Origin of the sequence: Pseudomonas sp. VI4.1, assembly GCF_002029345.1 — a bacterium.
In the GTDB taxonomy this organism is placed as follows: Bacteria; Pseudomonadota; Gammaproteobacteria; order Pseudomonadales; family Pseudomonadaceae; genus Aquipseudomonas.
In genome coordinates, this window is sequence record NZ_MULM01000182.1 from 179,280 (window position 1) to 206,278 (window position 26,999).

The following is a 26,999-nucleotide window of genomic DNA, read 5'->3' on the forward strand; positions in this document are numbered from 1 at the left end:
GAGCTTGCTCGCGAAAAACCCGAGCTCACCGCGTTCAGCCAGGCTGCCAGCGTTATCGTTGACGTCCTTCGCGAGCAAGCTCGCTCCTACAAGGTCCGGGTTAGCCCTGAGATTTGTAAGAGGACACCGTTTTGCGCTCTACCGAAGTCGTGATCATTGGCGCTGGCGCCGCAGGATTGATGTGTGCGCTGACCGCCGCCGGGCGTGGGCGCAAGGTGATGTTGCTCGATCATGCGAACAAGGCCGGCAAGAAAATCCTGATGTCGGGCGGTGGCCGTTGCAATTTCACCAACATGTACAGCGAACCGGGCAATTTTCTCTCGCAAAACGAGCACTTCTGCAAATCCGCCCTGGCGCGTTACACCCAGTGGGATTTCATCGGAATGGTCGCCAAACACTGCGTGCCGTACCACGAGAAAAAGCTCGGCCAGCTGTTCTGCGATAACAAGTCCAGTGACATCCTCGAGATGCTGCTCAACGAGTGCGAGCAGGTCGGCGTGAGCCTGCACCTGGACACTTCGATCCAGACCATCGAGAAACTCGAACGGGGTTACCTGCTGGACACCACCCTCGGCCAAATCACCTGCGAATCGCTGGTGATCGCCACCGGCGGCTTGTCGATCCCGACCCTGGGCGCCACCGGTTTCGGTTATCAAGTGGCCAAGCAGTTCGGCCACGACTTGTTACCCACCCGCGCCGGCCTGGTGCCGTTCACCATCACCGACCAGCTCAAAGAACTGTGCACCGAGCTGTCCGGCACGTCGGTGGATTGCCTGGTGAGCTGCAACGACCAGAGCTTTCGCGAGAACATCCTGTTCACCCACCGCGGCCTCAGCGGCCCGGCGATTTTGCAGATCTCCTCGTTCTGGGAGTCCGGCGACACGGTGCAGATCAACCTGCTGCCGGATCACGACGTACCAAGCTGGTTGCAACAGCAACAAGCCGAACGCCCGAACAGCGAACTGAAAACCCTGCTCGGTGAACTCTTCACCAAGAAGATGGCCAACCTGCTGGCGGACAACTGGTTCGTCTCCAAGCCGATGAAACAGTACACCCACGCGGAAATTGCCGACATCGCAGAAAAACTGGCGAACTGGGAAGTCGTGCCGGCCGGCACCGAAGGGTATCGCACGGCGGAAGTGACCCTGGGCGGCGTCGACACCCGTGAGGTTTCGTCCAAGACCATGGAATCGCTGAAAAGCCCTGGCCTGTACTTCATCGGCGAAGTGCTCGACGTGACCGGGCACCTGGGCGGTTTCAACTTCCAGTGGGCGTGGGCCTCCGGATACGCGGCCGCGCAATTCGTCTAACCACATCGCCCCCTGTAGGAGCTGGCTTGCCAGCGAAGGGGCCGGCAAATTCACATCGTTGTTGCCTGACAGTCCGCCTTCGCTGGCAAGCCAGCTCCTACAGGGGATCGCATTTCAAATGAGGGGATGGTTCGCACGGAGAAGGGACAGATTTTGCTGTCAGATGTGATCGGCGCCATTGCGTCGACGTCATTACTGGCTCAATTTAGCGTCATTGCCTCGGAAGGCCTTCGCACTTCATGTCATCGACCCCGTTCAGTCAGTCACTGCGGCGCCTCTGGGCGCTGGATAAATTCAGCTACAGCGTGCGGGTGTTCATCGCCCTGACCGGCAGCATGGCGCTGTGTTGGTATCAGGATGAAATGGCGCTGCTGATCCCGTTGTTCCTGGGCATCATCGCCAGCGCCCTGGCCGAGACCGACGACAGTTGGCAAGGCCGTCTCAACGCCCTGGCCGTGACGCTGGTGTGTTTCAGCGTCGCCGCCCTCTCCGTCGAACTGCTCTTCCCGTACCCCATTGTCTTTGTCATTGCCCTCGCGTTGGCCAGTTTCGGCTTGACCATGCTGGGCGCCTTGGGCGAACGATATGGTGCGATTGCGTCGGCAACGCTGATCCTGTCGGTCTACACCATGATCGGTGTCGACCAGCGCGGCGGAGCGGTGACCGACTTCTGGCACGAACCGGTGCTGCTGGTGGCCGGTGCGGCCTGGTACGGCTTGCTCTCGGTGCTGTGGCAGGCGATGTTTTCCAACCAGCCGGTGCAGCAGAGCCTGGCGCGATTGTTCCGTGAATTGGGTTATTACCTGAAGCTGAAATCGTCGCTGTTCGAGCCGATCCGGCAGATGGACGTCGAAGCACAGCGCCTGGAACTGGCCCAGCAGAACGGCCGAGTGGTGGCCGCATTGAACGCCGCCAAGGAAATCATCCTGCACCGGGTAGGCAATGGTCGACCAGGGTCGAAAGTCAGCCGTTACCTGAAATTGTACTTCCTCGCCCAGGACATCCACGAGCGCGCCAGTTCCTCGCATTACCCTTACAACGCCCTGGCCGATGCCTTCTTCCACAGCGACGTGCTGTTCCGCTGCCAGCGCCTGCTGCGCCAGCAAGGCAAAGCCTGCCGCGCGCTGGCCGAGTCGATCCAGATGCGCCAGCCATTCATTTATGACGCCAGTTTTGCCCAGGCCCTGAGCGACCTGCACGCCTCCCTCGAACACCTGCGCAACCAGAGCAACCCGGCCTGGCGCGGCCTGTTGCGGTCATTGCGCGCACTGGCGGCCAACCTCGGCACCCTGGACCGCTTGCTCAGCGATGCCAGTAACCCCGACGCGCTGGCCGATGCCACCGACAGCAGCCTGCTCGACCGTTCGCCACACAGCCTCAAGGATGTGTGGATACGCTTGCGCACCCAACTGACACCGACCTCGCTGCTGTTCCGCCACGCCCTGCGATTGCCCCTGGCCTTGAGCATCGGTTACGGCATGGTGCATTTGATCCACCCGTCCCAGGGGTACTGGATCATCCTCACCACGCTCTTTGTCTGTCAGCCGAACTACGGCGCCACAAGACTCAAGCTGGGTCAGCGGATCATCGGCACCGGCATCGGCCTGACTGTGGCCTGGGCGTTATTCGATCTGTTCCCCAACCCCTTGATCCAGTCGTGCTTCGCGATCGCGGCCGGGGTGGTGTTCTTTATCAGCCGCACCACCCGCTACACCCTGGCGACGGCTGCGATCACCCTGCTGGTGTTGTTCTGCTTCAATCAGGTCGGGGACGGCTACGGGCTGTTCCTGCCGCGACTGTTCGATACCTTGCTCGGCAGCCTGATCGCCGGGCTGGCGGTGTTCCTGTTCCTGCCGGACTGGCAGGGTCGACGCCTGAACAAAGTGCTGGCCAACACCCTGACCTGCAACAGCGTTTATCTGCGCCAGATCATGCAGCAATACGCCGTCGGCAAAAGCGACGACCTGGCGTATCGCCTGGCCCGACGCAACGCCCACAACGCCGACGCCGCGCTGTCGACCACCTTGGCGAACATGCTGATGGAGCCGGGGCATTTCCGTAAGGAGGCGGATGTCGGGTTTCGGTTTCTGGTGCTGTCGCACACCTTGCTCAGCTATTTGTCAGGTCTGGGCGCGCATCGCGAAACCCGGCTACCGCCGGAGGTGCGCGAGCATTTGATCGAGGGAGCAGGGGTGAGACTGGCGGCCAGTATCGATGAGATCGCCCAAGGGCTGGCGAGCAAACTGCCGATTGCGATTCAGAGCGATGAGGAAGAGGCGCTGGCCAATGAGCTGGAACACATGCCGGATGAGATCGATGAAGGGCAGCGGCTGGTGCAGACACAGCTGGGCTTGATCTGCCGGCAACTGGGACCGTTACGCACGTTGGCGGCGCATTTGATCAAGGATACGAACGAGGCGTGAGAGGTACGAAATGCCCAGTGACATTTAGCCCCTTTGTCACTGATTTGTTCGCCATAAAGACATCTTTGGCCTGGGCGCTTAGTATCGGAGCGAGTTGATCAAGGAATGTGAAGATGACAATCGATTGGGTCTGCAAACACCACAGTGACTTGGGCAAAGAGCAGCTGTACGCCATTCTGCAGTTGCGTGCGCAGGTGTTCGTTGTCGAGCAGAAATGCGTCTACCAGGACGTGGACGGCCAGGATCTGGAAGGCGACACCTGCCATTTGATGGCGTGGGACGGTGATCGGCTGGTGGCGTACCTGCGGTTGCTTGACCCGGAGCTACAGGGTGGCGATGTAGTGATCGGACGGGTGATTACCGCACCAGAGGCACGAGGCCAGGGACTGGGTCACGAGTTGATCAATCAGGCATTGAAGCAAGCTGAAAAGCGCTGGCCTGAAGTACCGATCTATCTGTCGGCCCAGTCGCACTTGCAGGGTTACTACGGGCGGTACGGGTTTGTGGTGGCGGGGGAGGAATTTCTGGAAGATGACATTCCGCATATCGGGATGCGTCGTTCCTGAGGGCCCCTTCGCTGGCAAGCCAGCTCCCACAGGTTCCGGGCTGGATTACAAATTTGTATTCCATCCGCGATCCCTGTAGGAGCTGGCTCGCCAGCGAAGGCGTCAAATCAAACGCCGCAGAAGCTAGGGGTAATCCAACACCGCCTTGATCTGCCGCAAATGACGCTCGATCCACCCCCGGTCAATCGCCCCCCACTCGCGAATCCGGTAACGCCCGGCATGATTGCGCGCGCCTTCTTCCTGTTCGAACTCGCAAACAATATCCAGATCCGCCAGCGCCGCGATGGTGTCCTGCGCGGTGCGCCGGGGCATTCCGGTCACGTCGGTCAACGCCGGGACGCTGCTCGCCAGGCCACTGTCGATCAGGTACGCCACGTACAACCGGCGGTAGAAGCTGCTTTTAGTCTTGCTGACATCCATCCCTGCGCTCCGCATTACAGAAGATCAAAAGATCGCAGCCCGCAGGAGCTGCCGAAGGCTGCGATCTTTTGATCTTGATCCTTATTGCATATCCCGCCAAGTCAGGTACACCCGCAAGTCAAACTCCACCTGGTGATACCCCGGCAACATGTGTTCGCACAACTGGTAGAACGCCTTGTTGTGATCCGACTCTTTGAAATGCGCCAGCTCATGCACCACGATCATTTTCAAGAACTCCGATGGTGCCTCCTTGAACAACGAGGCCACGCGAATTTCTTTCTTGGCCTTGAGCTTGCCGCCCTGCACCCGGGAGATAGTGGTGTGCAGGCCGAGGGCACGATGGGTCAGGTCCAGGCGATTGTCGAACAAGACCTTGTCGATGGCCGGTGCGTTACGCAAGAACGCCTGCTTCAAGTCCAGCGCGTACGTATACAGCGCCTTGTCGCTCTGCACGTCGTGCTTCTGCGGGTAACGCTGGCTCAGATAGGCATCCAGACGACCTTCGGCGATCAGCTGGCGCACCTGGTCCTGCAATGCAGCAGGATAGGCCTGGAGGTATTTCAACACGGTCATCGGGACGGACAACATCAGAACGAACAGGTCGCCAGTGTAGCGAATTCAGCGGACCAGCGTGCTCCAGTCGAACGGCTGCACAAAATCGCCGACGTCCTCGGCCATCATCGGCCGCGCGACCAAAAACCCCTGTACGTACTCGCAGCCATTGGCGTGCAGCCACTCATATTGCGCAACGGTTTCTACGCCCTCGGCAACTACCAGCATTCCGTATTGCCTGCACAGGTCGATCACATTGCGCACCAGCGCCGCATCCCGTGAAGACGCCGGCAGCCGAGAGATCAAGTGCCGGTCGAGCTTGAGTGTGTCCAGTTCCAGGTCGCGCAGATGAGACAGCGAACACGGCCCGGTGCCAAAGTCATCCAGGGCCACCCGCACCCCCAGGTTGCGCAGCAAGCGCAGCTGTTTGCGGGTTTCGTCGGGATTGTGCATCAAGGACTCTTCGGTGATCTCGACTTCCAGATGGCGTGCCTGCAAACCGTTGCGCTCCAGCACCTGGCGCAACTCGGCGACCAGATTGGGCATGCCGAACTGCGTGCCGCTCAAACTGACACCCAGCACCAGGTCCTCGGCAAACAAGGTTTCCCAGGCCTTGCGCTGGCCTGCCCCGCGCTGGTAGATCCAGCTGCCCAACCGACTGATCAACCGCGCCTCTTCCAGCAACGGCAAAAACAACCCTGGCGGCACATCGCCGACACTCGGATGGTGCCAGCGCAGCAGCGCTTCAAAGCCACGAATCTGTCCGCTGGCAATGGCCACCTGAGGTTGATACACCAGATTGAAATCACGGTTATCGATGGCCGTGCGCACACTTTCTTCGAGCATCAACCGCGAGCGTGCCCGGCCATTCATTTCGTGATCGTAGAAGCGATACTGCTGGCGGCCGGCACGCTTGGCTTCATACATGGCGATGTCCGACGCTCGCAGCAAGCCGTCGAGATTGGCCCCGCAATCCGGGAAGGTGGCAATACCGATGCTCGCGCCCAAGGCAATATCCAGGCCGTCGATCTGTTGGCGGATCGACACACGCTCAATCAGCTTCTCGGCGATCTTTGCCGCCTGCTCGGGGAACTCCAGGTCCAGTAACGCCGTGAACTCGTCGCCGCCCATGCGCGCCAGAATGTCGAAAGATCGCAGACAGGCTTTCAACTGTTCGGAGACCCAACGCAGTGCCCGGTCACCGGCATCGTGACCGAGGGAGTCATTGACCCGCTTGAAGCCGTCGAGGTCCAGATACAGCAATACCCAGACACTGTCAGTACGTTCGCCCCGCAGCAGAAGGTTTTCCACCGTCTGGTAGAAACCCCGACGATTGAGCAGCCCGGTCAGCGGGTCGGTGACCGCTTGATACTCCAGCTGTTGGTGCAAATGACACACGACCGACATGTCCAGCACCGTCACCACCATGGCCTGTTGCTCGGCGGGTAAAGGTGCGCAGGACAGCGCGACCGGCACTTGTTGGCCGGGCGCCGTGCGCAGCAATGCATCATGCAGGCGCAGGGTCTCACCGCGCCTGTAACCGCGGAGCAATTCGGAATCGGCCCAGACCGGGATGTGTGGCTTTTGCAGGAAATCCAGGAACTCCTTGCCCTGCAGGTCTTGCACCGTGGCATTGAGCAGCCGCGACATCGCTGGATTGGCAAAGCGGATCAGCCCCTCCTCACCCACCACCAGGATGCCTTCGGCGGCGTTGTCCAAAACCGAGGCATTAAACGCGCGAGCGAGTTCCAGATCATGGCTCAGGCGCTGCAATACGCGGCGATTGCGCTGATGTTCAAGCAGCGCCTGGATTTTCGGCTTGAGGATTTGCGGGTCGAACGGTTTGAACAGGTAATCCACCGCGCCACTGGCATAGCCCTTGATCACGGCGGCCTGCGACTGTTCGTTGGCGGTGAGGAAAATGATCGGCGTGTGGCAGGTACGCTGACTGCCGCGCATCAGCCGCGCGACTTCAAAGCCGTCCATCCCTGGCATCTGCACATCCAGCAGCACCAGGTCGACATCGTATTCGAGCAACAGGTCGAGGGCTTCGAAGCCCGAGGCGGCGGTCAAGATCTGCCAGTCCTGGCGCTGGAGCAACGCGCGCATGCTGATCAGGCTTTCGGGGTAGTCATCGACGATTAAAAGAATTGAGCTGGCTTCGGCTGGCGTCGCTTGCGCGCATTCCATGCTGCTTCTCTTTTTTGGGGCGGCAGGCCGGCTTCTGATGAAAGCCGGACCGGTACTAAGCCTTCACTCTAGACCGGGATCTGTGAAAGCAGAAGGTGTCAGTACGCCATCATTTAACCATTGCGTACATTTGCCGACTAACGGTCGCCCCTACAGGCCCCTGAAACCGGGAAAGATGGCATTTCGACAGGATGTTGACGCCAATCATCTGCCCGACGGGCATTAACAAATCAGCCTGCTGCGATTATAAAGACCGCCCTCCAAGGCGCGTACTAGAGCATCTGGCACGTGCGTGCAGCAAAAAAATCGTGGAAGCTTTTTGACTATGATCGATCTCGCAACCTGGAACCTGAGTGTTCCCGTCGGCAATCCGCCGTACACCGTCGACACTCCAAAACTGGTGAACGGCTTCAAGGATCAATACTTCCACTCCAATACCGGCACACTTTTTTTCTGGTCGCCGGTGACGGGTACGCGCACTGAAAACGCAAAATATCCCCGCACTGAATTGCGCGAAACCTATAGCAACGGAACCCTGCGCAACTGGCTCTACCCGGACGCCGACAACTCCCTGCGTGCCACGCTGGCCGTCAACCAGGTACCCAGTTCCGGCAAGATCGTCATCGGCCAGATTCACGCTTATAAAAGCCAGAAGCCCCTGGTGAAGGTCGAGTACCAGTACAAGACCAGCACGAAGACAGGCAACATTGTCGCCAAAGTGCGCATGCGCCCCGATGACGGCGACGGTCGGGTGATCACCATTGCCACCGGCGTGAAACTGGATCAGCAATTCTCCTACATGATTCACCTGAGCCCTCGCGGCGCATTGGGCATCAGTGCCGCCGGTTACCAGTGGGACACCGACATCAGCAAGACCTGGAGCGTCAAGCCGCTGTACTTCAAGGCCGGGGTGTATGTGCAGGACCACACCGGGTACACCAGTGAAGGCGGGAAGGTAACGTTCACAAAGCTGGATATTGATCACGACAAGTAACTGGATCGCACAATCCAAAATAATAAAAAACCCGCATTAATGCGGGTTTTTTAATACTGCTAAAACGCTGAGGACTTAGTTGACCTTGGCGTTCAACTCACCCTTCAGGTAACGCTGATACATCCCTTCCAGCGAGATCGGCTTGATCTTCGAAGCATTGCCAGCCGTACCGAAGGCTTCGTAACGAGCGATACACACGTCGCGCATTGCAGTCACGGTCGCGCCGAAGAACTTGCGCGGGTCGAATTCGCTAGGGTTGGTGGCCATCAGGCGACGCATCGCACCGGTGGACGCCAGGCGCAGGTCGGTGTCGATGTTGACCTTGCGCACGCCGTGCTTGATGCCTTCGACGATTTCTTCAACCGGCACGCCGTAGGTTTCTTTGATGTCGCCGCCGTACTGGTTGATGATCGCCAGCCAGTCTTGCGGTACCGAAGACGAACCGTGCATCACCAGGTGAGTGTTCGGGATGCGCTTGTGGATTTCCTTGATGCGGTCGATGGCCAGCACGTCACCGGTCGGTGGCTTGGTGAACTTGTAGGCGCCGTGGCTGGTGCCGATGGCGATGGCCAGGGCGTCGACCTGCGTGCGCTTGACGAAGTCGGCGGCTTCTTCCGGGTCGGTCAGCATCTGGCTGTGATCCAGAACGCCTTCGGCGCCGATGCCGTCTTCTTCACCGGCCATGCCGGTTTCCAGCGAACCCAGGCAGCCCAGCTCGCCTTCTACCGAGACGCCGCAGGCGTGAGCCATGGCCACGGTTTGCTGGGTAACGCGGATGTTGTAGTCGTAGTCGGTCGGCGTCTTGCCGTCTTCGCCCAGGGAGCCGTCCATCATCACCGAGCTGAAGCCCAGTTGGATGGAGCGCTGGCAGACGTCAGGGCTGGTGCCATGGTCCTGGTGCATGCACACCGGGATGTGCGGGAACTCTTCGATTGCCGCCAGGATCAGGTGACGCAGGAACGGGGCGCCAGCATATTTGCGAGCACCCGCCGAAGCCTGGACGATCACCGGGGAGTCAGTCTTGTCAGCGGCTTCCATGATGGCGCGCATCTGCTCAAGGTTGTTGACGTTGAAGGCTGGAACGCCGTAGCCGAATTCGGCTGCGTGGTCCAGCATCTGGCGCATGCTGATAAGTGCCATTGTGCGTGTCTCTCCCGGTTTGGGTCGTTAATCGTGCCAGCCTGCCGGAGCGGCGGCGGCTATTCAAGTTTTTGCAGATCGGGGGTTGGTCCGGGCTGCGAATTCGGATGATGCATCAACTCTAAACGTCAGCCCTTCTGTTGGAGCGAGCTTGCTCGCGATGGTGGCCCAGACAACGCGGACACTCTGGTATCCAGCGTCATCGTTAACGACCATCGCGAGCAAGCTCGCTCCTACAAGTGGCAACCGCGGCCAATCAGATCATTGGTGGCGACCCAGTACACCAGGCCTTCCTCACCTTTTATGTGAAACGCCAGCATGTCGTTGCTGTACAGCGAACCTTCGGCGCCCGGTTCAAGCTTCAAACGGTAGACCTGATCGGCACCTCCCAGGCGAACGTCGACGTCCTTGCGGGCCGCGTCGGTGTAGCGCCAAAGCACCTTGGCCTGGCTGTCGCAGGTCCAGGTGGTCCAGCTGTCCGTCGATTCGGCAGGCTTGAACAGGTTCAGACTGGAGCAACCTGCCAGCAGGGCCAGCGCCGTAATGGCGATAAAACCTTTCATCCATGTTCCTCGACTGACGGCGCACGCCGCCAGTCCTGAGTAAAGTGTCAGACCCGTCAAGGGCAACCATGTTCCTTGGCCGGGGTCTGGGTCTCGTATTTTTCCAGGCCATCAGGCCCGGAACGCTTGTTGATCACCGGGTTGGTTTCGGCCTGCCAGTCGGCCTGGTAGCAGCCTTTGTCCTGTTCAGGCGTCTCGGGCACCGACGGGGCTTTCGGGTTACTCCCGCAAGCCGCCAGCATCCCCGCAGCGATCAACAGCGCTAACGTCTTGACCATGTGAACACTCCTTTGCCTGGTCAGATCGGCAGTCTCAGGCCTTGGCCCGGCTTTCAAGCACTTCAACGGCCGGCAGTACCTTGCCTTCGACGAATTCGAGGAACGCGCCGCCACCGGTAGAAATGTAGGAGATCTGATCAGCTACGCCATATTTATCGATGGCTGCCAGTGTATCGCCGCCACCCGCGATGGAGAACGCCGAGCTTTCTGCGATGGCCTGGGCCAGGACCTTGGTGCCGTTACCAAACTGATCGAATTCGAATACGCCCACCGGGCCGTTCCACAGGATGGTCTTGGACGACTTCAGCAGCTCGGCGAAATTCGCCGCGGTCTGTGGGCCGATGTCCAGGATCATGTCGTCTGCGGCCACGTCGGCAATCAGCTTGACGGTAGCGGTGGCGCTTTCAGCGAATTCCTTGGCCACGACAACGTCCACCGGCAGTGGCACGCTGACTTTGGCGGCGATTTCGCGCGCGGTGTCGAGCAGGTCCGGCTCGTACAGGGACTTGCCGACCGGGTGACCGGCAGCGGCCAGGAAGGTGTTGGCAATGCCGCCGCCGACGATCAGTTGATTGCAGATCTGGCTCAGGCTGTTGAGTACGTCGAGTTTGGTCGAGACCTTGGAGCCGGCAACGATGGCCGCCATTGGCTGAGCCGGGGCACCCAGGGCCTTGCCCAGTGCATCCAGTTCGGCCGCCAGCAGAGGGCCGGCAGCGGCGACTTTGGCGAACTTGGCCACGCCGTGGGTCGAACCCTCGGCACGGTGAGCGGTGCCGAAAGCGTCCATCACGAACACGTCGCACAGGGCGGCGTATTGCTTGGCCAGTTCGTCGGCGTTCTTTTTCTCGCCCTTGTTGAAGCGCACGTTTTCAAACAGCACGATGTCGCCGGCCTGCACGTCAACGCCGCCCAGGTAATCGGCCACCAGCGGCACTTCACGACCCAGCGCCTTGCTCAGGTAGTCAGCGACTGGCTTGAGGCTGTTCTCGGCCGAGAACTCGCCTTCGGTCGGACGGCCAAGGTGCGAGCAGACCATCACCGCCGCGCCTTTTTCCAGGGCCAGCTTGATGGTCGGCAGCGAGGCCAGGATTCGCGCATCGCTGGTGACAACACCGTCCTTGACTGGGACGTTGAGGTCTTCGCGGATCAGTACGCGCTTACCTTGCAGATCGAGGTCGGTCATCTTCAACACGGTCATGGGTCGCATTTCCTGGGTTACTGTTTTTAAGAAACTGAAAGCTTGGTAGCTGTTTGCAGATAGTGCTCGGCAACGTCCAGCATTCGGTTGGCAAAACCCCATTCGTTGTCGAACCAGGCCAGGATGTTCACCAGCCGTGGGCCGGAAACTCGGGTCTGACTGGCATCGACGATGGCCGAATGGGGGTCATGATTGAAATCACAGCTTGCGTGAGGCAACTCGGTGTAGGCCAGCAGGCCTTTGAGCGGGCCATGGGTGGCGGCCTCGCGCAGAATCCGGTTGACCTCGGTGGCGTCGGTGTCGCTGACGGTCTGCATCGTAATATCGAGGCAAGACACGTTAACCGTCGGCACCCGTACGGCTTTGGCCTGAATTCGCCCGGCAAGTTCCGGCAACAGGCGTTCGATGCCACGCGCCAGACCAGTGGACACCGGAATCACCGACTGGAATGCCGATCGGGTGCGGCGCAGGTCTTCGTGATGATAGGCATCGATCACCGGCTGGTCGTTCATCGCCGAATGAATGGTGGTGATCGATACATATTCCAGACCAATGGCCTGATCCAGCAGGCGCAACAGCGGCACGCCGCAGTTGGTGGTGCAGGATGCATTGGACACCAGCAACTCGTCGCCGGTCAGGCAATCCTGGTTCACGCCATAGACGATGGTGGCGTCGACATCCGCCTCGCTGGCCATCGGCTGGGAAAACAGCACCCGCGGTGCGCCCGCGTCGAGGAAACGCTGGCCATCTTCACGGGTGTGGTAAGCGCCGGAGCACTCCAGCACCAGATCGACGCCGAGCGACGCCCAATCGATGCCTTCGGGGGTGGCACTGCGCAGGACTTTCACGCAGTCGCCATTAATATGCAGACAATCGCCATCGACCTTCACTTCGCCGGGAAAGCGCCCGTGGGTGGAGTCGAAGCGTGTCAGGTATTCGATGCTGGCCATGTCAGCCAGATCGTTGATCGCGACAATTTCAAACCCGGCCGTCGAGCCTCGCTCAAACAACGCACGCAAGACGCAACGACCAATCCGGCCGTAGCCGTTGAGTGCAACTTTGTAGGGACGCGGTTGAGGCATGGGGTTCTCGATAATGCGCAGCCAGACGAAATTCTCATGTGCAACACAACCCTTGTAGGAGCTGGCTTGCCAGCGAAGGGGCCGGTACATCCATCACATATTCTGTGACAGAAACACCGCCTTCGCTGCAAGCCAGCTCCTACACAGGGACCGCGGCAGCCTGGGCAACCGCGTCGTGCTTTAGTCTTCCAGCAGCTCTTCAGCCTGACCCAGGATGTTTTCCAGGGTAAAGCCGAACTCTTCGAACAAGGCTGGCGCAGGCGCCGACTCGCCGTAGGTGGTCATGCCGATCACGCGGCCTTCCAGGCCCACGTACTTGTACCAGTAGTCCGCATGCGCGGCTTCGATCGCGATACGGGCGCTGACCTGCAACGGCAGGACCGCTTGCTTGTAGCCGGCGTCCTGGGCATCGAACACGCTGGTGCACGGCATCGAAACAACACGCACCTTGCGACCTTGCTCGGTCAGCTTGTCGTATGCCTGAACCGCCAGGCCGACTTCCGAACCGGTGGAGATCAGGATCAGCTCTGGCTCGCCGGCGCAGTCCTTCAACACGTAACCGCCACGCGCGATCTCTTCGATCTGAATCGCATTGCGGGTCTGGTGCTGCAGGTTCTGCCGGGAGAAGATCAACGCCGACGGACCGTCGTTACGCTCCAGGGCGAGCTTCCAGGCCACGGCCGATTCAACGGCATCGGCTGGACGCCAGGTGTCGAGGTTCGGCGTGCTGCGCAGGCTGGTCAGTTGCTCGATCGGCTGGTGAGTCGGGCCGTCTTCGCCCAGGCCGATGGAGTCGTGGGTGTAGACGAACACCACGCGCTTCTTCATCAGCGAAGCCATGCGTACCGCGTTGCGCGCATATTCCATGAACATCAGGAAGGTCGCGCCGTACGGCACCAGACCGCCGTGCAGGGTCACGCCGTTCATGATCGCGCTCATGCCGAATTCGCGAACGCCGTAGTACATGTAGTTGCCGCTGGCATCTTCAGCCGTGACACCTTTGCAACCTTTCCACAGGGTCAGGTTGGAACCGGCCAGGTCAGCCGAACCGCCCAGCAGCTCCGGCAACAGCGGGCCGTAGGCATTCAATGCGTTCTGGCTGGCTTTACGGCTGGCGATGGTTTCGCCCTTGGCCGCCACTTCAGCGATGTAGGCATCGGCCTTCTCGGAGAAGTCAGCCGGCAGTTCGCCGCTCAGACGACGCACCAGCTCGTTGGCCAGCTCAGGGAAGGCGGCGGAGTAGTCCGCGAAACGCTGATCCCATTCGGCTTCGGCCGCGTGACCGGCTTCCTTGGCGTCCCACTCGGCGTAGATGTCGGCCGGGATTTCGAACGGACCGTGGTTCCAGTTCAGTGCCTTGCGGGTCAGGGCGATTTCCGCGTCACCCAATGGGGCGCCGTGGCAATCTTCCTTGCCTTGCTTGTTCGGCGAACCGAAACCGATGGTGGTCTTGCAGCAGATCAGGGTCGGTTGCTCGCTTTTGCGCGCAGTCTCGATCGCAGTCTTGATTTCTTCCGGGTCGTGACCGTCGACGTTGCGGATCACCTGCCAGTTGTAGGCTTCGAAACGCTTGGGCGTGTCGTCGGTGAACCAGCCTTCGACTTCGCCGTCGATGGAGATACCGTTGTCATCGTAGAAGGCGATCAGCTTGCCCAGGCCCAAAGTTCCGGCCAGGGAGCCGACTTCGTGGGAAATGCCTTCCATCATGCAGCCATCACCGAGGAACACGTAGGTGTGGTGATCGACTACGTTATGGCCAGGACGGTTGAACTGCGCCGCCAGGACTTTTTCTGCCAGGGCGAAACCCACGGCATTGGCCAGACCCTGGCCCAGTGGACCGGTGGTGGTTTCCACGCCCGGGGTGTAGCCGAATTCCGGGTGACCCGGGGTGCGGCTGTGCAGCTGGCGGAAGTTTTTCAGGTCATCGATCGACAGGTCGTAGCCGGTCAGGTGCAGCAGCGAGTAGATCAACATCGAGCCGTGACCGTTGGACATCACGAAGCGGTCACGGTCGGCGAACGATGGATTGCTCGGGTTGTGCTTGAGGTAGTCACGCCAAAGTACTTCGGCGATATCCGCCATACCCATAGGGGCACCGGGATGGCCGCTGTTGGCTTTTTGCACGGCATCCATGCTGAGGGCACGAATGGCGTTGGCACGCTCACGACGGCTGGGCATCGCTGTTCTCCTGCGGGTTCTGAATCGAGAGTGAATAAAACGAAACGGAAAAAAGGCGAGCATTTTCCCTCACCGACACGCCTCGGGGCAATGACAGATAATCATCTGAGGAGGTTTTTCCAATGGATAACCGCGTATTCGCCTGATGAAACCTTTCCGCTATCCGTCTATTGAGTGAACCTGGGCCTGAGAAGTGCCATCTATCGAGCAATATCAAAACTTTTTGATATTGGCCTTGCGATGCTTTCTGAGCGTCACTAGACTGCCGGCCTATGAACTTACGCGCGCGCTCCATTCGACATGACCCTTGCGATGAGCTGTCGGCCCTGTGCAAGGCCGGTGGCGATCCTCTGCGCCTGACGGTATTGCGCGCGCTGGCCAATGACTCGTTTGGCGTACTGGAACTGGCGCAGATCTTCGGCATCGGCCAATCGGGCATGAGTCATCACCTCAAGGTGCTGGCCCAGGCCGACCTGGTGGCCACCCGCCGAGAAGGCAATGCGATTTTTTACCGTCGCGCCCTGCCCCACACCGACCTGCCGGGCGGCAAGCTGCATGCCGCGCTGCTGGATGAGGTGGATAACCTGAGCTTGCCTGCCGACGTGCAGTCGCGCATCGCTCAGGTCCATGGACAACGAGCCGCGGCCAGCCAGGACTTTTTTTTCACGGGTAGCGGAGAAGTTTCGCGCCCAGCAAGACTTGATCGCCGGCCTGTCGCAATACCGCGAAAGCGTGGTGGCATTGCTCGACAAGCTGAGTTTCAACCCAGGCGCCACGGCCATTGAAGTCGGCCCCGGCGACGGCGCCTTTCTGCCGGAACTGGCGCGCCGCTTCACTGGGGTCACGGCGCTGGACAACAGCCCGGCCATGCTCGAACTGGCGCGCCAGGTCTGCGAGCGCGAGTCCCTGCTCAACGTCAGCCTGCAACTGGCCGATGCATTGAATGGTGTGAGCCTCAAGGCCGATTGCGTTGTACTGAACATGGTGCTGCACCACTTTGCCGCGCCGGCCGATGCGCTCAAGCACATGGCCAGCCTGCTGCACCCCGGCGGCAGCCTGTTAGTGACCGAGTTATGTAGCCACAACCAGAGTTGGGCCAGGGAGGCCTGCGGTGATCTCTGGTTGGGGTTTGAACAGGACGATCTCGCCCGTTGGGCCACCGCCGCGGGACTCGTTCCCGGGGAAAGCCTCTATGTAGGCTTACGTAATGGTTTCCAGATTCAGGTCCGCCACTTTCAGCGACCGACTGGCGACACTCACCATCGGTAAATTCAGGAAAAAATCGAGATGAGCGAATACTCCCTCTTCACCTCCGAGTCCGTGTCTGAAGGGCATCCGGACAAAATCGCCGACCAGATTTCCGATGCAGTGCTGGACGCCATCATTGCTGAAGACAAGTTCGCCCGCGTGGCGTGCGAAACCCTGGTGAAAACCGGCGTGGCAATCATTGCCGGTGAAGTCACCACCTCGGCCTGGGTTGACCTGGAGCAGATCGTTCGTGACGTCATCACCGACATCGGCTACACCAGCTCCGACGTCGGGTTCGACGGTGCGACCTGCGGCGTGATGAACATCATCGGCAAGCAGTCTCCCGACATCAATCAGGGCGTCGACCGTGCCAAGCCTGAAGATCAGGGCGCCGGTGACCAGGGCCTGATGTTCGGCTACGCCAGCAACGAAACCGACGTGCTGATGCCCGCACCGATCACCTTCTCTCACCAGTTGGTACAGCGCCAGGCCGAAGCCCGTAAATCCGGCCTGTTGCCGTGGTTGCGTCCAGACGCCAAGTCCCAGGTCACCTGCCGTTACGAAAACGGCAAGGTGGTGGGCATCGACGCGGTCGTGCTGTCGACCCAGCACAACCCTGAAGTGTCGTACAAAGACCTGCGCGAAGGCGTGATGGAGCTGATCGTCAAGCACGTGTTGCCTGCTGAACTGCTGCACAAGGACACCCAGTTCCACATCAACCCGACCGGCCAATTCATCATCGGTGGCCCGGTAGGCGACTGCGGCCTGACCGGCCGCAAGATCATCGTCGACACCTACGGCGGCATGGCTCGCCACGGTGGCGGTGCGTTCTCCGGCAAAGACCCGTCGAAGGTTGACCGCTCGGCCGCCTACGCCGGTCGTTACGTGGCCAAGAACATCGTTGCTGCCGGCCTGGCCGAGCGTTGCGAGATTCAGGTGTCCTACGCCATCGGAGTGGCCCAGCCAACGTCGATCTCGTTGAACACCTTCGGCACCGGCAAGATCAGCGATGAGAAAATCATCAACCTGGTCCGCGAAGTGTTCGACCTGCGTCCCTACGCAATCACCACCATGCTCGACCTGCTGCACCCGATGTATCAGGAAACCGCTGCGTACGGCCACTTCGGTCGCACGCCGGCGACCAAGACCGTGGGTGACGATACGTTCACCACCTTCACCTGGGAAAAAACCGATCGCGTCGACGCCCTGCGTTCGGCTGCCGGCCTGTAAGACTTTCCTGGCAGTACAAAAAGCCCCGCCCGGTTCGCCGTGCGGGGCTTTTTATTGTCTTGCACTTGAGGCCGTGTCGCCGCTTTCGCGAGCAAGCCCGATCACTACAGAAACACCAGGCAAAACACCCGCCCATCGCGCCAGCCAATACTGACTAACCTTCGAGCATCACCCACGAGCAAGGACGCTCTCGATGCTCCCCGACCTGCGTGCATTACTCGGTTTTGTACTGAGTTTCCTCTGTCTGACCACCCACGCCACCGAATGCCCGGATTGGCCGCCGACTCGCGCCCAGGCCGAAATCAGCGCACTGCAAAAACAGATCGACCTCTGGGACGACAGCTATCATCGCGACGGTCGCTCATTGGTCGCCGACGAACTCTACGACCAGGCCCGTGTTCGACTGGACGAATGGCGAGAATGCTTCGCCGCCGGCTCCTCCCCCGAACCGTTGCGCACGGCAGGTGGCCCCGTTGCTCACCCCATCGCCCAGACCGGCCTGGGGAAACTGCATGACAGTCGCGCCGTCGAAGCCTGGCTGCAAGGTCGCAACGATGTCTGGATTCAGCCCAAGGTCGACGGTGTGGCGGTGACACTGATCTACCGCAAAGGCCTGCTGGCCCAGGCGATCAGTCGCGGCGACGGACTCACTGGCCAGGACTGGACCACCCCGGCACGCCAGATTGCCGGCATCCCCCAGCAATTGACACAACCACTGGATCTGCTGGTGCAAGGCGAACTCTATTTGCGCGTGACCGACCACGTACAAGCGCAGGCTGGCAGCCTCAGTGCCCGCGGCACCGTGGCCGGCCTGATGGCCCGCAAGGTACTGAGTGCCGAGCACGCTGCCGGGGTCGGCCTGTTTGTCTGGGACTGGCCCCAAGGGCCGGCCAGTTTGACCGCACGCACGGCAGCACTGGATGAATTGGGGTTCTCGAGCACTGCGCCCTACAGTCAACCGATCAAGACATTCGCCGATGCTGAACGCTGGCGCGATCACTGGTACCGCTCCCCCCTGCCCTTTGCCAGCGATGGCATCGTCCTGCGCCAGGAGCAACGTCCACCCGCCGAACGCTGGCAGGCCAAGGCACCTTACTGGATCGTTGCCTGGAAATACCCCTTTGCCCAGGCGCTGGCCGAGGTGCGCAGGGTCGACTTCAAGATCGGCCGGACCGGGCGCATCACGCCGGTGCTGGAACTGACGCCGCTGAGGCTCGATGACCGGCAGGTCAAGCGAGTCAGTGTGAGCTCTCTGCAACGCTGGGAAGCAATGGACATCCGGCCAGGCGATCAGGTCGCCATCAGCCTGGCGGGCCTGACCATTCCCAGGCTCGATGGTGTGGTCCTGCGCAGCACCGAACGCACTGAGTTGAAGGTGCCGCTGGCAGCGGACTTTCATCCGCTCAGTTGTTGGCAGCCGACTCCGGGGTGCGAAAGTCAATTTCTTGCACGCCTGGCCTGGCTCAGTGGCAACCAGGGGCTGGCCTTGCCCCATGTCGGTACGGGCACTTGGGAGAAACTTCTCGAAACAGGCCACCTGAACGGACTGCTGGATTGGTTAACCCTCGATGCCCAAGAGCTTGCTAACATTGACGGCTTCGGCGAGCGCAGCAGTGCGCGCCTGTTGAACAGTTTCAGCATCGCCCGGCAACGTCCGTTCGTGCGCTGGCTCAAAGCCCTGGGCATGCCGCCGACCGGCCAGGCACGCCTCGCCGACTCATGGCAGGTACTGGCGCAACGCAACACCGAACAATGGCAGGCCGAAACCGGTATCGGTCCGGGACGCGCGGCGCAATTGAGCGCATTTTTCCGCGATCCGCAGGTCCTGGCCTTGAGTGAAACATTACGTGTGGCGGGGATTGACGGGTTCTAGCGGCCGTTGATGCCCGCCACACCTGGAACCCAATGGTGTCGGCGGGCTCAAACATCCCATCGCCACATCGACCCGATTGCCTTCACATGGAGCTTTTATGAAATTTCTTTCACCCCTCGCCCTGTTGACCCTATGCAGTGTGATGGCCGCTCCGCTGATGGCCGCCGAAGAAGCTCCGGGCCTGACCGGGTGCGCCGCCAAGAAACAGGGCATCATCAACCAGATCGAACTGGCCAAGTCTCGCGGCAACGCCGATCAACAGGCTGGCCTTGAAACGGCCCTGAGCGAAGTCACCGCCCATTGCACCGAGGCATCCCTGAAGAAAGAGCGGGAGAACAAAGTGCTCGACGCCAAGCACGAAGTGAGCAAGCGCCAGGCCGACCTCGACAAGGCGATGAAGAAGGGCGATGCCGAGAAAATCAACAAGCGCAAAGACAAACTCGCCGAGTCCCGCAAGGAACTGCAGGAAGCGCTCGACGAACTGGACAAGTGACCCTGTCGGCGCCGGGCTTGCCCCGTAGGAGCTGGCTTGCCAGCGATTACGTCAGTTAGAGCACCGCAACTCAGTGATCCCGAAATTCTTTATGGCAAGCACTGCAGGCATCTTCGACTTTCTGCACGGCCGGCCCCAGGTTACTGGCCTTGTAGGGCTGGACCTTGCTGGCAATCACCAGGTCACCGGTGGCGGCTTCAAGGCTGCGGGCCAATTCCTGGAAGCGTGCCTGCTGCTGCCAGACATCGTCCTTGGCGCTGGTGTGATCTTCTTCGCGCACCTGCGGAAAATGTTTCCACGGCTCGCGGGACAGCGCATCAAGTTTCACCGCCCCGTCAGCGAATCGCCCGCCGTCGAACGCAATACGGCCACGCAACATGCCGCCAAGGTCTTCACTGGTCTTGAGCATTTGCTTGAAGATCGCCTTGCGCTGGCCCAGCGGCGAGTTGGGGTCCACACCGCCGCACGCGGACAAGGTCAGGCAGGCCAGCAATACAATGGAAAGTCTTTTGAAAGTCATGGTGGCTTCAGGTCACTGGAAACGGCCGCCAGTATCCCCGTGTCACCCGCAAACACCAATAGCCCTATTATCAATACGGGTCGCATGAGCGCAGCGAGCACTCGGGCAACCGGCAAAGGAATTACTTCATGAACAGCCGTTACAAGGCATGGCGTCACAGCCTGGCCTGGACCCTTCCAATGATTGCCGTGCTGGCGGGCTGCACCGGCGGCGAACCCGACAAACCGAAAACCCACGCCCTGGCGACCTACTCCAGCGCCACCTGGGAAGCGCTTCCCGTGGTGTCCGACACTGACCTGGTGGCCGGCTTCGGTTCGTGGCGCAGTGCATGTACCCGACTCAAGGCCGACCCGGTCTGGGGTTCGACCTGCGCCGCTGCCGCCAACGTGCCACAAACCGCCGGCGAGATTCGCGGGTTCCTCAAGCAGAACCTGGATGTCTATGGCCTGCGTGCGGCCAATGACAACCCCAACGGCCTGATCACCGGCTACTACGAACCGGTCTATCCAGGCAGCCTGACCCAGACCGACGTGGCGAATATCCCGGTGTACGGCGTACCCGAAGACATGATCATCGTCTCCCTGGACAGCCTCTACCCGGAACTGAAGGGTAAACGCCTGCGCGGCCGGCTCGAAGGACGCGTGCTCAAGCCCTACGACGATGCGGCCACGATCGAGACCAACGGGGTCAAGGCACCGGTCGTCGCCTGGCTGACTGACCCGATGAACCTGCAATTCCTGCAGATCCAGGGTTCGGGACGCATCCAGCTCGACAGTGGCCGGCAGTTGCGCATTGCGTATGCCGACCAGAATGGTCATCCCTATCGGCCCATCGGCCGTTGGCTCGTCGAACAGGGCGAGCTGAAGAAAGAAGACGTGACCATGGGCGCCATCAGCACCTGGGCCAAGGCCAACCCGACGCGCATTCCCGAACTGCTCGCCAGCAACCCCAGCTACGTGTTCTTCACCCGCAACCCGGACAGCAATGAAGGGCCTCGCGGCTCGCTGAACGTACCGCTGACCGCCGGCTACAGTGCGGCAGTGGATCGTAAAGTGATTCCGTTGGGCAGTCTGTTGTGGTTATCGACCACCAAACCGGACGGTTCGGCACTGGTTCGTCCGGTGGCGGCTCAGGACACCGGCGGCGCGATCGCGGGTGAAGTCCGGGCGGACCTGTTCTGGGGCACCGGCGAGGCGGCCGGGCAGCTGGCCGGCGACATGAAACAGCAGGGGCAGATCTGGATGCTGTGGCCCAAAGGCGCGGCACTACCGCAAGTGCCGCAGGTTGCCGACAAGCTTTAAAAGCAAAGATCGCAGCCTTCGGCAACGCCTACACTTGAACGCATTCACCGCTATATCGCGGATGGATTACGGCATCTGCAGGCGCTGCCGCAGGCTGCGGTCTTTTGATCTTGCCTCTAAGCCGACACCACAAACAAACTGACGATCAACCCCATCCCCACAAACCACACCAACGACCGCAAAATCGCCCAGTCCGCCAGGTAGCAAATGATGTACAGCAGCCGGCTGGTGATGAACAACACAGCCAGCACATCGATCGTCACCAGTTCGGCATTTTCGGCCAGGTACGCCACGATCACGGCCGCGGCGAACGCCGGGGTCACTTCAAAACCGTTCAGTTGCGCCGCATGGGCACGCCGGCCCAATCCGTTTAGCGACTCGAGAAAATCCCGGGGATCATGGTTGTCGTTCAACCCGAACCCGCCACTGATCTTGGCCACGCCCGTGCACAGGTAAGGCAGGAAAATCGCGATCAAAATGCACCAAAAAGCAACCGTCATAAAGCCATCCCTTCTTCAAGTTTCGTGCGTCGATGTTTTCGTCGACAGTGAGCCAGTCAAAACTTCATCACCAGCATGCCGATCAATACCAGCCCACAGGCTAAGAGCCGCGGCCCGCCGAAAGGTTCTTTCAGGTAACGCATGCCGAACAGCACCACCAGAATCACACTGATCTCGCGCAATGCCGCCGCTTCGGCAATCGAGCCCAGCTGCATCGCCCACAGCACCAGAGCGTAGCTGAACAACACGCAAAACCCGACCGACAGCCCCAGTCGCCACTGTTCCCGCCAGAACAACATGAACGCCGGCCGCTTGCGCACCAACGCCAGCAATGGGAATGGCCACGCGCTGAGTAACGTCACCCAGACCAGGTAGTCCAGTGGATGGGACCAGCGCCGCAACGCCTGGCCATCGATGAAGGTGTAGCAGCCGATGCACAGGCCGATCAACGCCACCACCGGTAGCATCGACCACGGCAGCCGTGCGCCGCCACCCCCCTGCCATAGCAGACAAAGCATGCCGAGCGGGATCAGCAGGATTCCGAAAATCTGCTGGTTCGTCAGCACTTCGCCGGCAAAGATCAGCGTCAGCGCCAGCACCACCAAGGGCGACAAACCACGCATCAACGGATAAACCAGCCCGAGATCGCCCACCCGATAAGCCTGGATCAGCAAGTAGCGATAGAGCAGTTCGAACGCCGCCGATGCCAGGATCCACGGCCAGAGCTCCATGGGTGGCAACGCTACGAACGGCAGCATCACCGCGACGAAGAGCATCGCCACACTGTCCATGCAGGCGACCACCAGCAGGCGTTCAGCACTGAATTTGATCAGGGTATTCCACGCCGCATGCAACAGCGCCGCCACTAACACCAAAGCCGTTGCTAGCACGGCACACTCCTTTTGTTGTCTCCGCCCCTCCTGTAGGAGCTGGCTTGCCAGCGAAAAAACGCCAGGACACCGCGTTTAAGCAGAAAAACACGCGTTATCGTTGACGACCTTCGCTGGCAAGCCAGCTCCTACAGGGTCCCGGTAGAGAATTGATTCGCCATATGTCCGCAGCTGTTTATACTGCAAGCGACCACGCCGCACTCAGTTGCGCACAGACTAATTCCAATAATTCCTGCCACCGCCCGCTCTCGTCGAGAACGGTCATCGGCATGCGTACGCCTGATCAAAGCGTCAAGACTACCGACAGAGACCTTGCGCATGCCACTCGCCTTGCTTGCCCTCGCTGTTGCCGCGTTCGGCATCGGCACCACTGAATTCGTCATCATGGGCTTGCTGCCCGACGTCGCCCGGGACCTTGCCGTGAGCATTCCCCACGCCGGCCTGCTGATCACCGGCTATGCCCTGGGCGTGGTGTTCGGCGCACCGATCCTCGCGGTCGGTACCGCCAATATGCCGCGCAAAGCGACGCTGCTGGGCATGACGCTGATGTTCATCCTGGGCAATATCCTCTGCGCCCTGGCCCCGAACTATGCCACGCTGATGGCCGCGCGCGTAATCACTGCGCTGTGCCATGGCGCCTTCTTCGGCATCGGCTCGGTCGTCGCGGCGGGGCTGGTGGCGCCGAACAAACGCGCCCAGGCGATCGCCATGATGTTTACCGGCCTGACCCTGGCCAACGTGCTCGGCGTGCCCTTGGGCACCGCGCTCGGACAATACGCCGGCTGGCGTTCGACCTTCTGGGCAGTGTCGGTGATCGGCGTGATTGCGGCGATCGCACAGTGGGCCTGGCTGCCGAAAGACATCACGATGGACAAGGCCAACCTGGCCAGTGAGTTCAAAGTGCTGGGCAAGGTCAATGTGTTGCTGGCGCTGGGCATGAGTGTGCTGGCGTCGACCAGCCTGTTCAGCGTGTTTACTTATATCGCCCCCATTCTTCAGGACATCACCGGCGTCAGCCCTCACGGGGTGACGATCATGCTGCTGTTGTTCGGGGTCGGTCTGACGGCGGGCAGCATGCTCGGTGGGCGGCTGGCGGACAGTCGCTTGCTGCCATCACTGGTGGGTATGGCGCTGGCGGTAGTCGTGGTCCTGGCGGCTTTCACCCAGACCAGCCATTCAGTCATTCCTGCGGCGATCACGCTGGTGTTGTGGGGGATTTTCGCGTTTGCGCTGTGCCCGATCCTGCAACTGCTGATCATCGACCAGGCGCATGAGGCGCCGAACCTTGGCTCGACGCTGAATCAGAGTGCATTCAATCTGGGTAATGCGGCTGGCGCATGGATTGGCGGGCTGGTGGTGGCCAGCGGTGCGGATCTGGCGGACTTGCCGTGGACCGGCGCGCTGGTCAGTGGGTTGACGGTGCTGACGGCGCTTTTCTTTATCTATCTGCAACGTCGCGGTGTCGCTGCGGTCAATGTGTCCGGCTGAATGGTGCGTCGCCAGTGACATTGCTTTCGCGGGCAAGTCGGATCGCCGCACCGCTCGCTCCTACGGTTTTGGGGTCGGTCATACATTACGTGTTCGACGCTAACCCTGTAGGAGCGAGGCTTGCCCGCGAAGAAGCTCACACGGTGCAACTGCCAAAACAACCAATCCACCTCCCATCCAAGGACCCCGGATGCTTGAACTCGTCGCTGCGTTTATCTGCCTCACCACACTGCTCACCTACGTGAATTTCCGCTTCATCGGCCTGCCCCCGACCATCGGCGTCATGGTCACGGCGCTGATGTTCTCCCTGCTGCTGCAAGGCCTGAGCTTTATCGGCTATCCGGGCCTGGAGGAACGAGTGCAACAGTTGATCGGCCAGATCGACTTCGGCGATCTGCTGATGAACTGGATGCTGTCCTTCCTGCTGTTCGCCGGCGCCCTGCACGTCAACCTGAATGATCTGCGCAGCTACCGCTGGCCGATCGGCCTGCTGGCAACGTTCGGTGTGTTGATTGCGACCGCCGTGATCGGCAGCCTGGCGTATTACATTTTTGCCCTGTTCGGCTGGCACGTCAGCTTTCTCTATTGCCTGTTGTTCGGTGCGCTGATTTCCCCCACCGATCCGATCGCGGTGCTCGGTGTGCTACGGACCGCCAATGCGTCCAAGCCACTGAAAACCACCATCGTCGGCGAGTCGCTATTCAACGATGGCACCGCCGTCGTGGTGTTCACCGTTCTGCTCGGTATCGCACAACTGGGCGAAACCCCGACCCTGGGCGCCACCGCCATGTTGTTCGCCCACGAGGCGCTTGGCGGCGTGCTGTTCGGCGGGCTGATCGGTTATCTGGTGTACCTGATGATCAAGAGCATCGAGCAGCACCAGATCGAGGTCATGCTGACCCTGGCGCTGGTGATCGGTGGCTCGGCCATGGCTTCGGAGCTGCACGTTTCGGCACCGATCGCGATGGTCGTCGCCGGCCTGATCATCGGTAACCTGGGCCGCAACCTGGCGATGAACGACATGACCCGCAAGTACCTGGACGGTTTCTGGGAGCTGCTCGACGACATGCTCAACGCGCTGCTGTTCGCCCTGATCGGCATGGAGCTGTTGCTGCTGCCGTTCAACTGGCTGCACGTGCTGGCGGCGAGTTTGCTCGCGTTGGCGATTCTGCTGTCGCGCCTGCTGACCGTGGCGCCGGCCATCGTCTTGCTGCGACGCTGGCGCACCGTGCCGCGCGGAACGATCCGGATCCTGACCTGGGGTGGTTTGCGTGGCGGTGTTTCGGTGGCGCTGGCCCTGGCCCTGCCGCTGGGTCCTGAGCGCGATTTGCTGCTGAGCATCACTTACATCGTGGTGCTGTCGTCGATCCTGTTGCAGGGCTTGAGCATCGGCAAGCTGGTCAAACATGTCACCCGTGATGAGCCTGCGCCAGAGGCACAGGCCGGGCATCACTGATTACTTCCTGCTCTTCTGCGGGTCAGGGTCAGGGTCCTGGCCTTGATCTGCAGATTCCTTCGGCGGCCCGCTTTCACTGCGGATCTGCGCGTGGCTGATCAGCGCGAAGATAAAGCTGCCGCCGATGATATTGCCCGCCAATGTCGGCCCGGCGAATATCAGCCAGAAATCCTTCCACGGCAACTCGCCGGCAAACACCAGATACGACACCTCGGCCGAACCGACCACGATGTGGGTGAAGTCGCCCAGCGCCATCAGGTAGGTGATGAGGATGATGATCCACATCTTGGCGCTCTCCATGGACGGAATCATCCAGACCATGGTCGCGATCATCCAGCCTGACACGATGCCCTTGGCGAACATCTGGCTGGCGTCGTTTTCCATGATCTTGCGGCCGATATCGAGGAAGGCCAGGTCGGTCTTGCTGTCGAAAATCGGCAGGTGCAGCATCACATACGCCACCAGTATCGTGCCGCACAGGTTGCCCACCAGCACCACCGACCACAGACGCAGCAATCGCCCGAAATTGTTCAATGAGGGTTTGGTCATGACCGGCAGCACAGCCGTCAGGGTGTTCTCGGTGAACAATTGCTGACGAGCGAGAATCACCGCCAGGAAGCCCGCGCAGTAACCGAAACTGGCAATCACCTTGAAGCCTTCGCCGTCCGGCAGGCGGGAGTTGAGCAAGCCCATGGCCATCAGTGACAGCCCCATGGTCAGGCCGGCAGCCAGGGCCGACCACCACAAGGCGGCGACACTGCGTTCGAGCTCCAGGTCGCCCTGGGTGCGGATGATTTCGTGCAGTACCGCGGCGCGCGGTGGCTGGCTCTTGTCGACTTCCTTCTTCTCTTGCGCCGACAGGTTCGGGGTCTTGCCGTCTTTTTGCGTGTCCATATAGCTCCGGAACCGGTGGCGTGTCATGTAGATACGACACGCGGGGGGCGGAGCTGTTCACTGCTCGTATAAACAAACCGGCTGTAGGAGCCGGCTTGCTGGCGAAGGGGGCGATTCGGTTTTTGGGATTCTTAGGTTTCTGGGGTTTCTGGGGTTTCTGGGGTTTCTGGGGTTCTGGGTTTCTGGGTTCTGGGTTCTGGGCTTATGGTACG

At 60.5% G+C, this 26,999-nt stretch carries 23 protein-coding genes and 1 pseudogene; 11 read left to right on the plus strand and 13 right to left on the minus strand.

What is annotated here, in order from left to right; genetic code table 11:
• Positions 1–131 precede the first annotated feature (131 nt).
• From BZ163_RS30830 to BZ163_RS30840, 3 genes are all read left to right on the plus strand, one after another.
• Positions 132–1,310 carry an NAD(P)/FAD-dependent oxidoreductase gene (locus BZ163_RS30830; protein ID WP_128874075.1) on the plus strand — a complete coding sequence of 393 codons (1,179 nt, stop codon included), beginning with the start codon at positions 132–134 and terminating at the stop codon, positions 1,308–1,310.
• A 239-nt stretch (positions 1,311–1,549) separates the two neighbouring features.
• The gene (gene yccS / locus BZ163_RS30835; RefSeq protein WP_128874076.1) at positions 1,550–3,733 is read left to right on the plus strand and encodes a YccS family putative transporter; all 2,184 of its coding nucleotides are present in this window, start codon (positions 1,550–1,552) and stop codon (positions 3,731–3,733) included.
• A 113-nt stretch (positions 3,734–3,846) separates the two neighbouring features.
• Positions 3,847–4,299 (plus strand): GNAT family N-acetyltransferase, encoded by a 453-nt coding sequence (locus BZ163_RS30840; RefSeq protein ID WP_128874077.1) that lies wholly within the window; start codon positions 3,847–3,849, stop codon positions 4,297–4,299.
• 123 nt (positions 4,300–4,422) lie between these two features.
• On the opposite strand, the gene BZ163_RS30845 is transcribed toward BZ163_RS30840, so the two are convergent.
• The 3 genes from BZ163_RS30845 to BZ163_RS30855 all read right to left on the minus strand — a co-directional run bounded on the left by BZ163_RS30845 (position 4,423) and on the right by BZ163_RS30855 (position 7,461).
• Positions 4,423–4,719, minus strand: a complete 297-nt coding sequence (locus BZ163_RS30845; protein ID WP_128874078.1) for a helix-turn-helix domain-containing protein — start codon at positions 4,717–4,719, stop codon at positions 4,423–4,425.
• An 81-nt stretch (positions 4,720–4,800) separates the two neighbouring features.
• Positions 4,801–5,292 (minus strand): M48 family metallopeptidase, encoded by a 492-nt coding sequence (locus tag BZ163_RS30850; RefSeq protein ID WP_128874079.1) that lies wholly within the window; start codon positions 5,290–5,292, stop codon positions 4,801–4,803.
• A gap of 45 nt (positions 5,293–5,337) precedes the next feature.
• On the minus strand, positions 5,338–7,461 hold the full coding sequence (locus tag BZ163_RS30855; protein ID WP_128874080.1) for a bifunctional diguanylate cyclase/phosphodiesterase: 2,124 nt from the start codon (positions 7,459–7,461) through the stop codon (positions 5,338–5,340).
• 325 nt (positions 7,462–7,786) lie between these two features.
• Between BZ163_RS30855 and BZ163_RS30860 the strand changes: the two genes are divergently transcribed.
• Complete coding sequence (locus BZ163_RS30860) at positions 7,787–8,455, plus strand: polysaccharide lyase family 7 protein (RefSeq protein WP_128874081.1); 669 nt, start codon at positions 7,787–7,789, stop codon at positions 8,453–8,455.
• A 75-nt stretch (positions 8,456–8,530) separates the two neighbouring features.
• Here BZ163_RS30860 and fba read toward each other — a convergent pair whose 3' ends face one another.
• The 6 genes from fba to tkt form a co-directional block, all read right to left on the minus strand.
• The gene (fba, locus tag BZ163_RS30865; RefSeq protein ID WP_008151974.1) at positions 8,531–9,595 is read right to left on the minus strand and encodes a class II fructose-bisphosphate aldolase; all 1,065 of its coding nucleotides are present in this window, start codon (positions 9,593–9,595) and stop codon (positions 8,531–8,533) included.
• Positions 9,596–9,828: 233 nt separating this feature from the next.
• The gene (locus BZ163_RS30870) at positions 9,829–10,158 is read right to left on the minus strand and encodes an MliC family protein (protein WP_128874082.1); all 330 of its coding nucleotides are present in this window, start codon (positions 10,156–10,158) and stop codon (positions 9,829–9,831) included.
• A 56-nt stretch (positions 10,159–10,214) separates the two neighbouring features.
• Complete coding sequence (locus tag BZ163_RS30875) at positions 10,215–10,436, minus strand: hypothetical protein (protein WP_128874083.1); 222 nt, start codon at positions 10,434–10,436, stop codon at positions 10,215–10,217.
• Between the two features lie 34 nt (positions 10,437–10,470).
• Positions 10,471–11,634, minus strand: a complete 1,164-nt coding sequence (locus tag BZ163_RS30880; protein WP_128874084.1) for a phosphoglycerate kinase — start codon at positions 11,632–11,634, stop codon at positions 10,471–10,473.
• Between the two features lie 26 nt (positions 11,635–11,660).
• On the minus strand, positions 11,661–12,716 hold the full coding sequence (gene epd / locus BZ163_RS30885; protein ID WP_128874085.1) for an erythrose-4-phosphate dehydrogenase: 1,056 nt from the start codon (positions 12,714–12,716) through the stop codon (positions 11,661–11,663).
• A 180-nt stretch (positions 12,717–12,896) separates the two neighbouring features.
• Positions 12,897–14,894 (minus strand): transketolase, encoded by a 1,998-nt coding sequence (gene tkt / locus BZ163_RS30890; RefSeq protein WP_128874086.1) that lies wholly within the window; start codon positions 14,892–14,894, stop codon positions 12,897–12,899.
• A gap of 272 nt (positions 14,895–15,166) precedes the next feature.
• Between tkt and BZ163_RS30895 the strand changes: the two are divergent.
• The 4 genes and pseudogenes from BZ163_RS30895 to BZ163_RS30910 all read left to right on the plus strand — a co-directional run bounded on the left by BZ163_RS30895 (position 15,167) and on the right by BZ163_RS30910 (position 19,738).
• A pseudogene (locus tag BZ163_RS30895) lies at positions 15,167–16,163 on the plus strand (ArsR/SmtB family transcription factor).
• 18 nt (positions 16,164–16,181) lie between these two features.
• The gene (gene metK, locus BZ163_RS30900) at positions 16,182–17,372 is read left to right on the plus strand and encodes a methionine adenosyltransferase (RefSeq protein WP_128874087.1); all 1,191 of its coding nucleotides are present in this window, start codon (positions 16,182–16,184) and stop codon (positions 17,370–17,372) included.
• 193 nt (positions 17,373–17,565) lie between these two features.
• Positions 17,566–19,245, plus strand: a complete 1,680-nt coding sequence (gene ligB, locus BZ163_RS30905) for an NAD-dependent DNA ligase LigB (RefSeq protein WP_128874088.1) — start codon at positions 17,566–17,568, stop codon at positions 19,243–19,245.
• A gap of 97 nt (positions 19,246–19,342) precedes the next feature.
• A complete protein-coding gene (locus BZ163_RS30910; RefSeq protein WP_128874089.1) occupies positions 19,343–19,738 on the plus strand; it encodes a DUF1090 domain-containing protein in 396 nt (131 codons plus the stop codon).
• Positions 19,739–19,808: 70 nt separating this feature from the next.
• Here the strand turns inward: BZ163_RS30910 and BZ163_RS30915 are convergent, their stop codons facing one another.
• A complete protein-coding gene (locus BZ163_RS30915; RefSeq protein WP_128874090.1) occupies positions 19,809–20,258 on the minus strand; it encodes a cytochrome c in 450 nt (149 codons plus the stop codon).
• A 128-nt stretch (positions 20,259–20,386) separates the two neighbouring features.
• On the opposite strand from BZ163_RS30915, the gene BZ163_RS30920 reads away from it, so the two are divergent.
• Entirely contained in the window at positions 20,387–21,559 is a 1,173-nt protein-coding gene (locus BZ163_RS30920) for a murein transglycosylase A (RefSeq protein WP_128874091.1), read from the plus strand.
• Positions 21,560–21,675: 116 nt separating this feature from the next.
• Here BZ163_RS30920 and BZ163_RS30925 read toward each other — a convergent pair whose 3' ends face one another.
• Complete coding sequence (locus BZ163_RS30925) at positions 21,676–22,059, minus strand: MAPEG family protein (protein ID WP_128874092.1); 384 nt, start codon at positions 22,057–22,059, stop codon at positions 21,676–21,678.
• Positions 22,060–22,115: 56 nt separating this feature from the next.
• Positions 22,116–22,949, minus strand: a complete 834-nt coding sequence (locus tag BZ163_RS30930; RefSeq protein ID WP_128874093.1) for an EamA family transporter — start codon at positions 22,947–22,949, stop codon at positions 22,116–22,118.
• A gap of 318 nt (positions 22,950–23,267) precedes the next feature.
• Between BZ163_RS30930 and BZ163_RS30935 the strand changes: the two genes are divergently transcribed.
• Together BZ163_RS30935 and BZ163_RS30940 are read left to right on the plus strand one after the other, a co-directional pair.
• Positions 23,268–24,437, plus strand: a complete 1,170-nt coding sequence (locus BZ163_RS30935; protein ID WP_128874094.1) for an MFS transporter — start codon at positions 23,268–23,270, stop codon at positions 24,435–24,437.
• 190 nt (positions 24,438–24,627) lie between these two features.
• Entirely contained in the window at positions 24,628–25,893 is a 1,266-nt protein-coding gene (locus BZ163_RS30940; RefSeq protein ID WP_128874095.1) for a sodium:proton antiporter, read from the plus strand.
• Here BZ163_RS30940 and BZ163_RS30945 read toward each other — a convergent pair whose 3' ends face one another.
• Positions 25,894–26,787, minus strand: a complete 894-nt coding sequence (locus tag BZ163_RS30945) for a formate/nitrite transporter family protein (protein ID WP_128874096.1) — start codon at positions 26,785–26,787, stop codon at positions 25,894–25,896. It abuts the gene before it with no gap.
• Between the last annotated feature and the right edge of the window lie 212 nt (positions 26,788–26,999).

Excerpts from the sequence above, each read along its gene's own strand:
- yccS (WP_128874076.1), top strand. The coding sequence starts at position 1,550 with ATGTCATCGACCCCGTTCAGTCAGTCACTGCGGCGCCTCTGGGCGCTG.
- BZ163_RS30840 (WP_128874077.1), top strand. The coding sequence starts at position 3,847 with ATGACAATCGATTGGGTCTGCAAACACCACAGTGACTTGGGCAAAGAG.
- BZ163_RS30845 (WP_128874078.1), bottom strand. The coding sequence starts at position 4,719 with ATGGATGTCAGCAAGACTAAAAGCAGCTTCTACCGCCGGTTGTACGTG.
- BZ163_RS30850 (WP_128874079.1), bottom strand. The coding sequence starts at position 5,292 with ATGACCGTGTTGAAATACCTCCAGGCCTATCCTGCTGCATTGCAGGAC.
- BZ163_RS30855 (WP_128874080.1), bottom strand. The coding sequence starts at position 7,461 with ATGGAATGCGCGCAAGCGACGCCAGCCGAAGCCAGCTCAATTCTTTTA.
- BZ163_RS30860 (WP_128874081.1), top strand. The coding sequence starts at position 7,787 with ATGATCGATCTCGCAACCTGGAACCTGAGTGTTCCCGTCGGCAATCCG.
- fba (WP_008151974.1), bottom strand. The coding sequence starts at position 9,595 with ATGGCACTTATCAGCATGCGCCAGATGCTGGACCACGCAGCCGAATTC.
- BZ163_RS30870 (WP_128874082.1), bottom strand. The coding sequence starts at position 10,158 with ATGAAAGGTTTTATCGCCATTACGGCGCTGGCCCTGCTGGCAGGTTGC.
- BZ163_RS30875 (WP_128874083.1), bottom strand. The coding sequence starts at position 10,436 with ATGGTCAAGACGTTAGCGCTGTTGATCGCTGCGGGGATGCTGGCGGCT.
- BZ163_RS30880 (WP_128874084.1), bottom strand. The coding sequence starts at position 11,634 with ATGACCGTGTTGAAGATGACCGACCTCGATCTGCAAGGTAAGCGCGTA.
- epd (WP_128874085.1), bottom strand. The coding sequence starts at position 12,716 with ATGCCTCAACCGCGTCCCTACAAAGTTGCACTCAACGGCTACGGCCGG.
- tkt (WP_128874086.1), bottom strand. The coding sequence starts at position 14,894 with ATGCCCAGCCGTCGTGAGCGTGCCAACGCCATTCGTGCCCTCAGCATG.
- metK (WP_128874087.1), top strand. The coding sequence starts at position 16,182 with ATGAGCGAATACTCCCTCTTCACCTCCGAGTCCGTGTCTGAAGGGCAT.
- ligB (WP_128874088.1), top strand. The coding sequence starts at position 17,566 with ATGCTCCCCGACCTGCGTGCATTACTCGGTTTTGTACTGAGTTTCCTC.
- BZ163_RS30910 (WP_128874089.1), top strand. The coding sequence starts at position 19,343 with ATGAAATTTCTTTCACCCCTCGCCCTGTTGACCCTATGCAGTGTGATG.
- BZ163_RS30915 (WP_128874090.1), bottom strand. The coding sequence starts at position 20,258 with ATGACTTTCAAAAGACTTTCCATTGTATTGCTGGCCTGCCTGACCTTG.
- BZ163_RS30920 (WP_128874091.1), top strand. The coding sequence starts at position 20,387 with ATGAACAGCCGTTACAAGGCATGGCGTCACAGCCTGGCCTGGACCCTT.
- BZ163_RS30925 (WP_128874092.1), bottom strand. The coding sequence starts at position 22,059 with ATGACGGTTGCTTTTTGGTGCATTTTGATCGCGATTTTCCTGCCTTAC.
- BZ163_RS30935 (WP_128874094.1), top strand. The coding sequence starts at position 23,268 with ATGCCACTCGCCTTGCTTGCCCTCGCTGTTGCCGCGTTCGGCATCGGC.
- BZ163_RS30940 (WP_128874095.1), top strand. The coding sequence starts at position 24,628 with ATGCTTGAACTCGTCGCTGCGTTTATCTGCCTCACCACACTGCTCACC.
- BZ163_RS30945 (WP_128874096.1), bottom strand. The coding sequence starts at position 26,787 with ATGGACACGCAAAAAGACGGCAAGACCCCGAACCTGTCGGCGCAAGAG.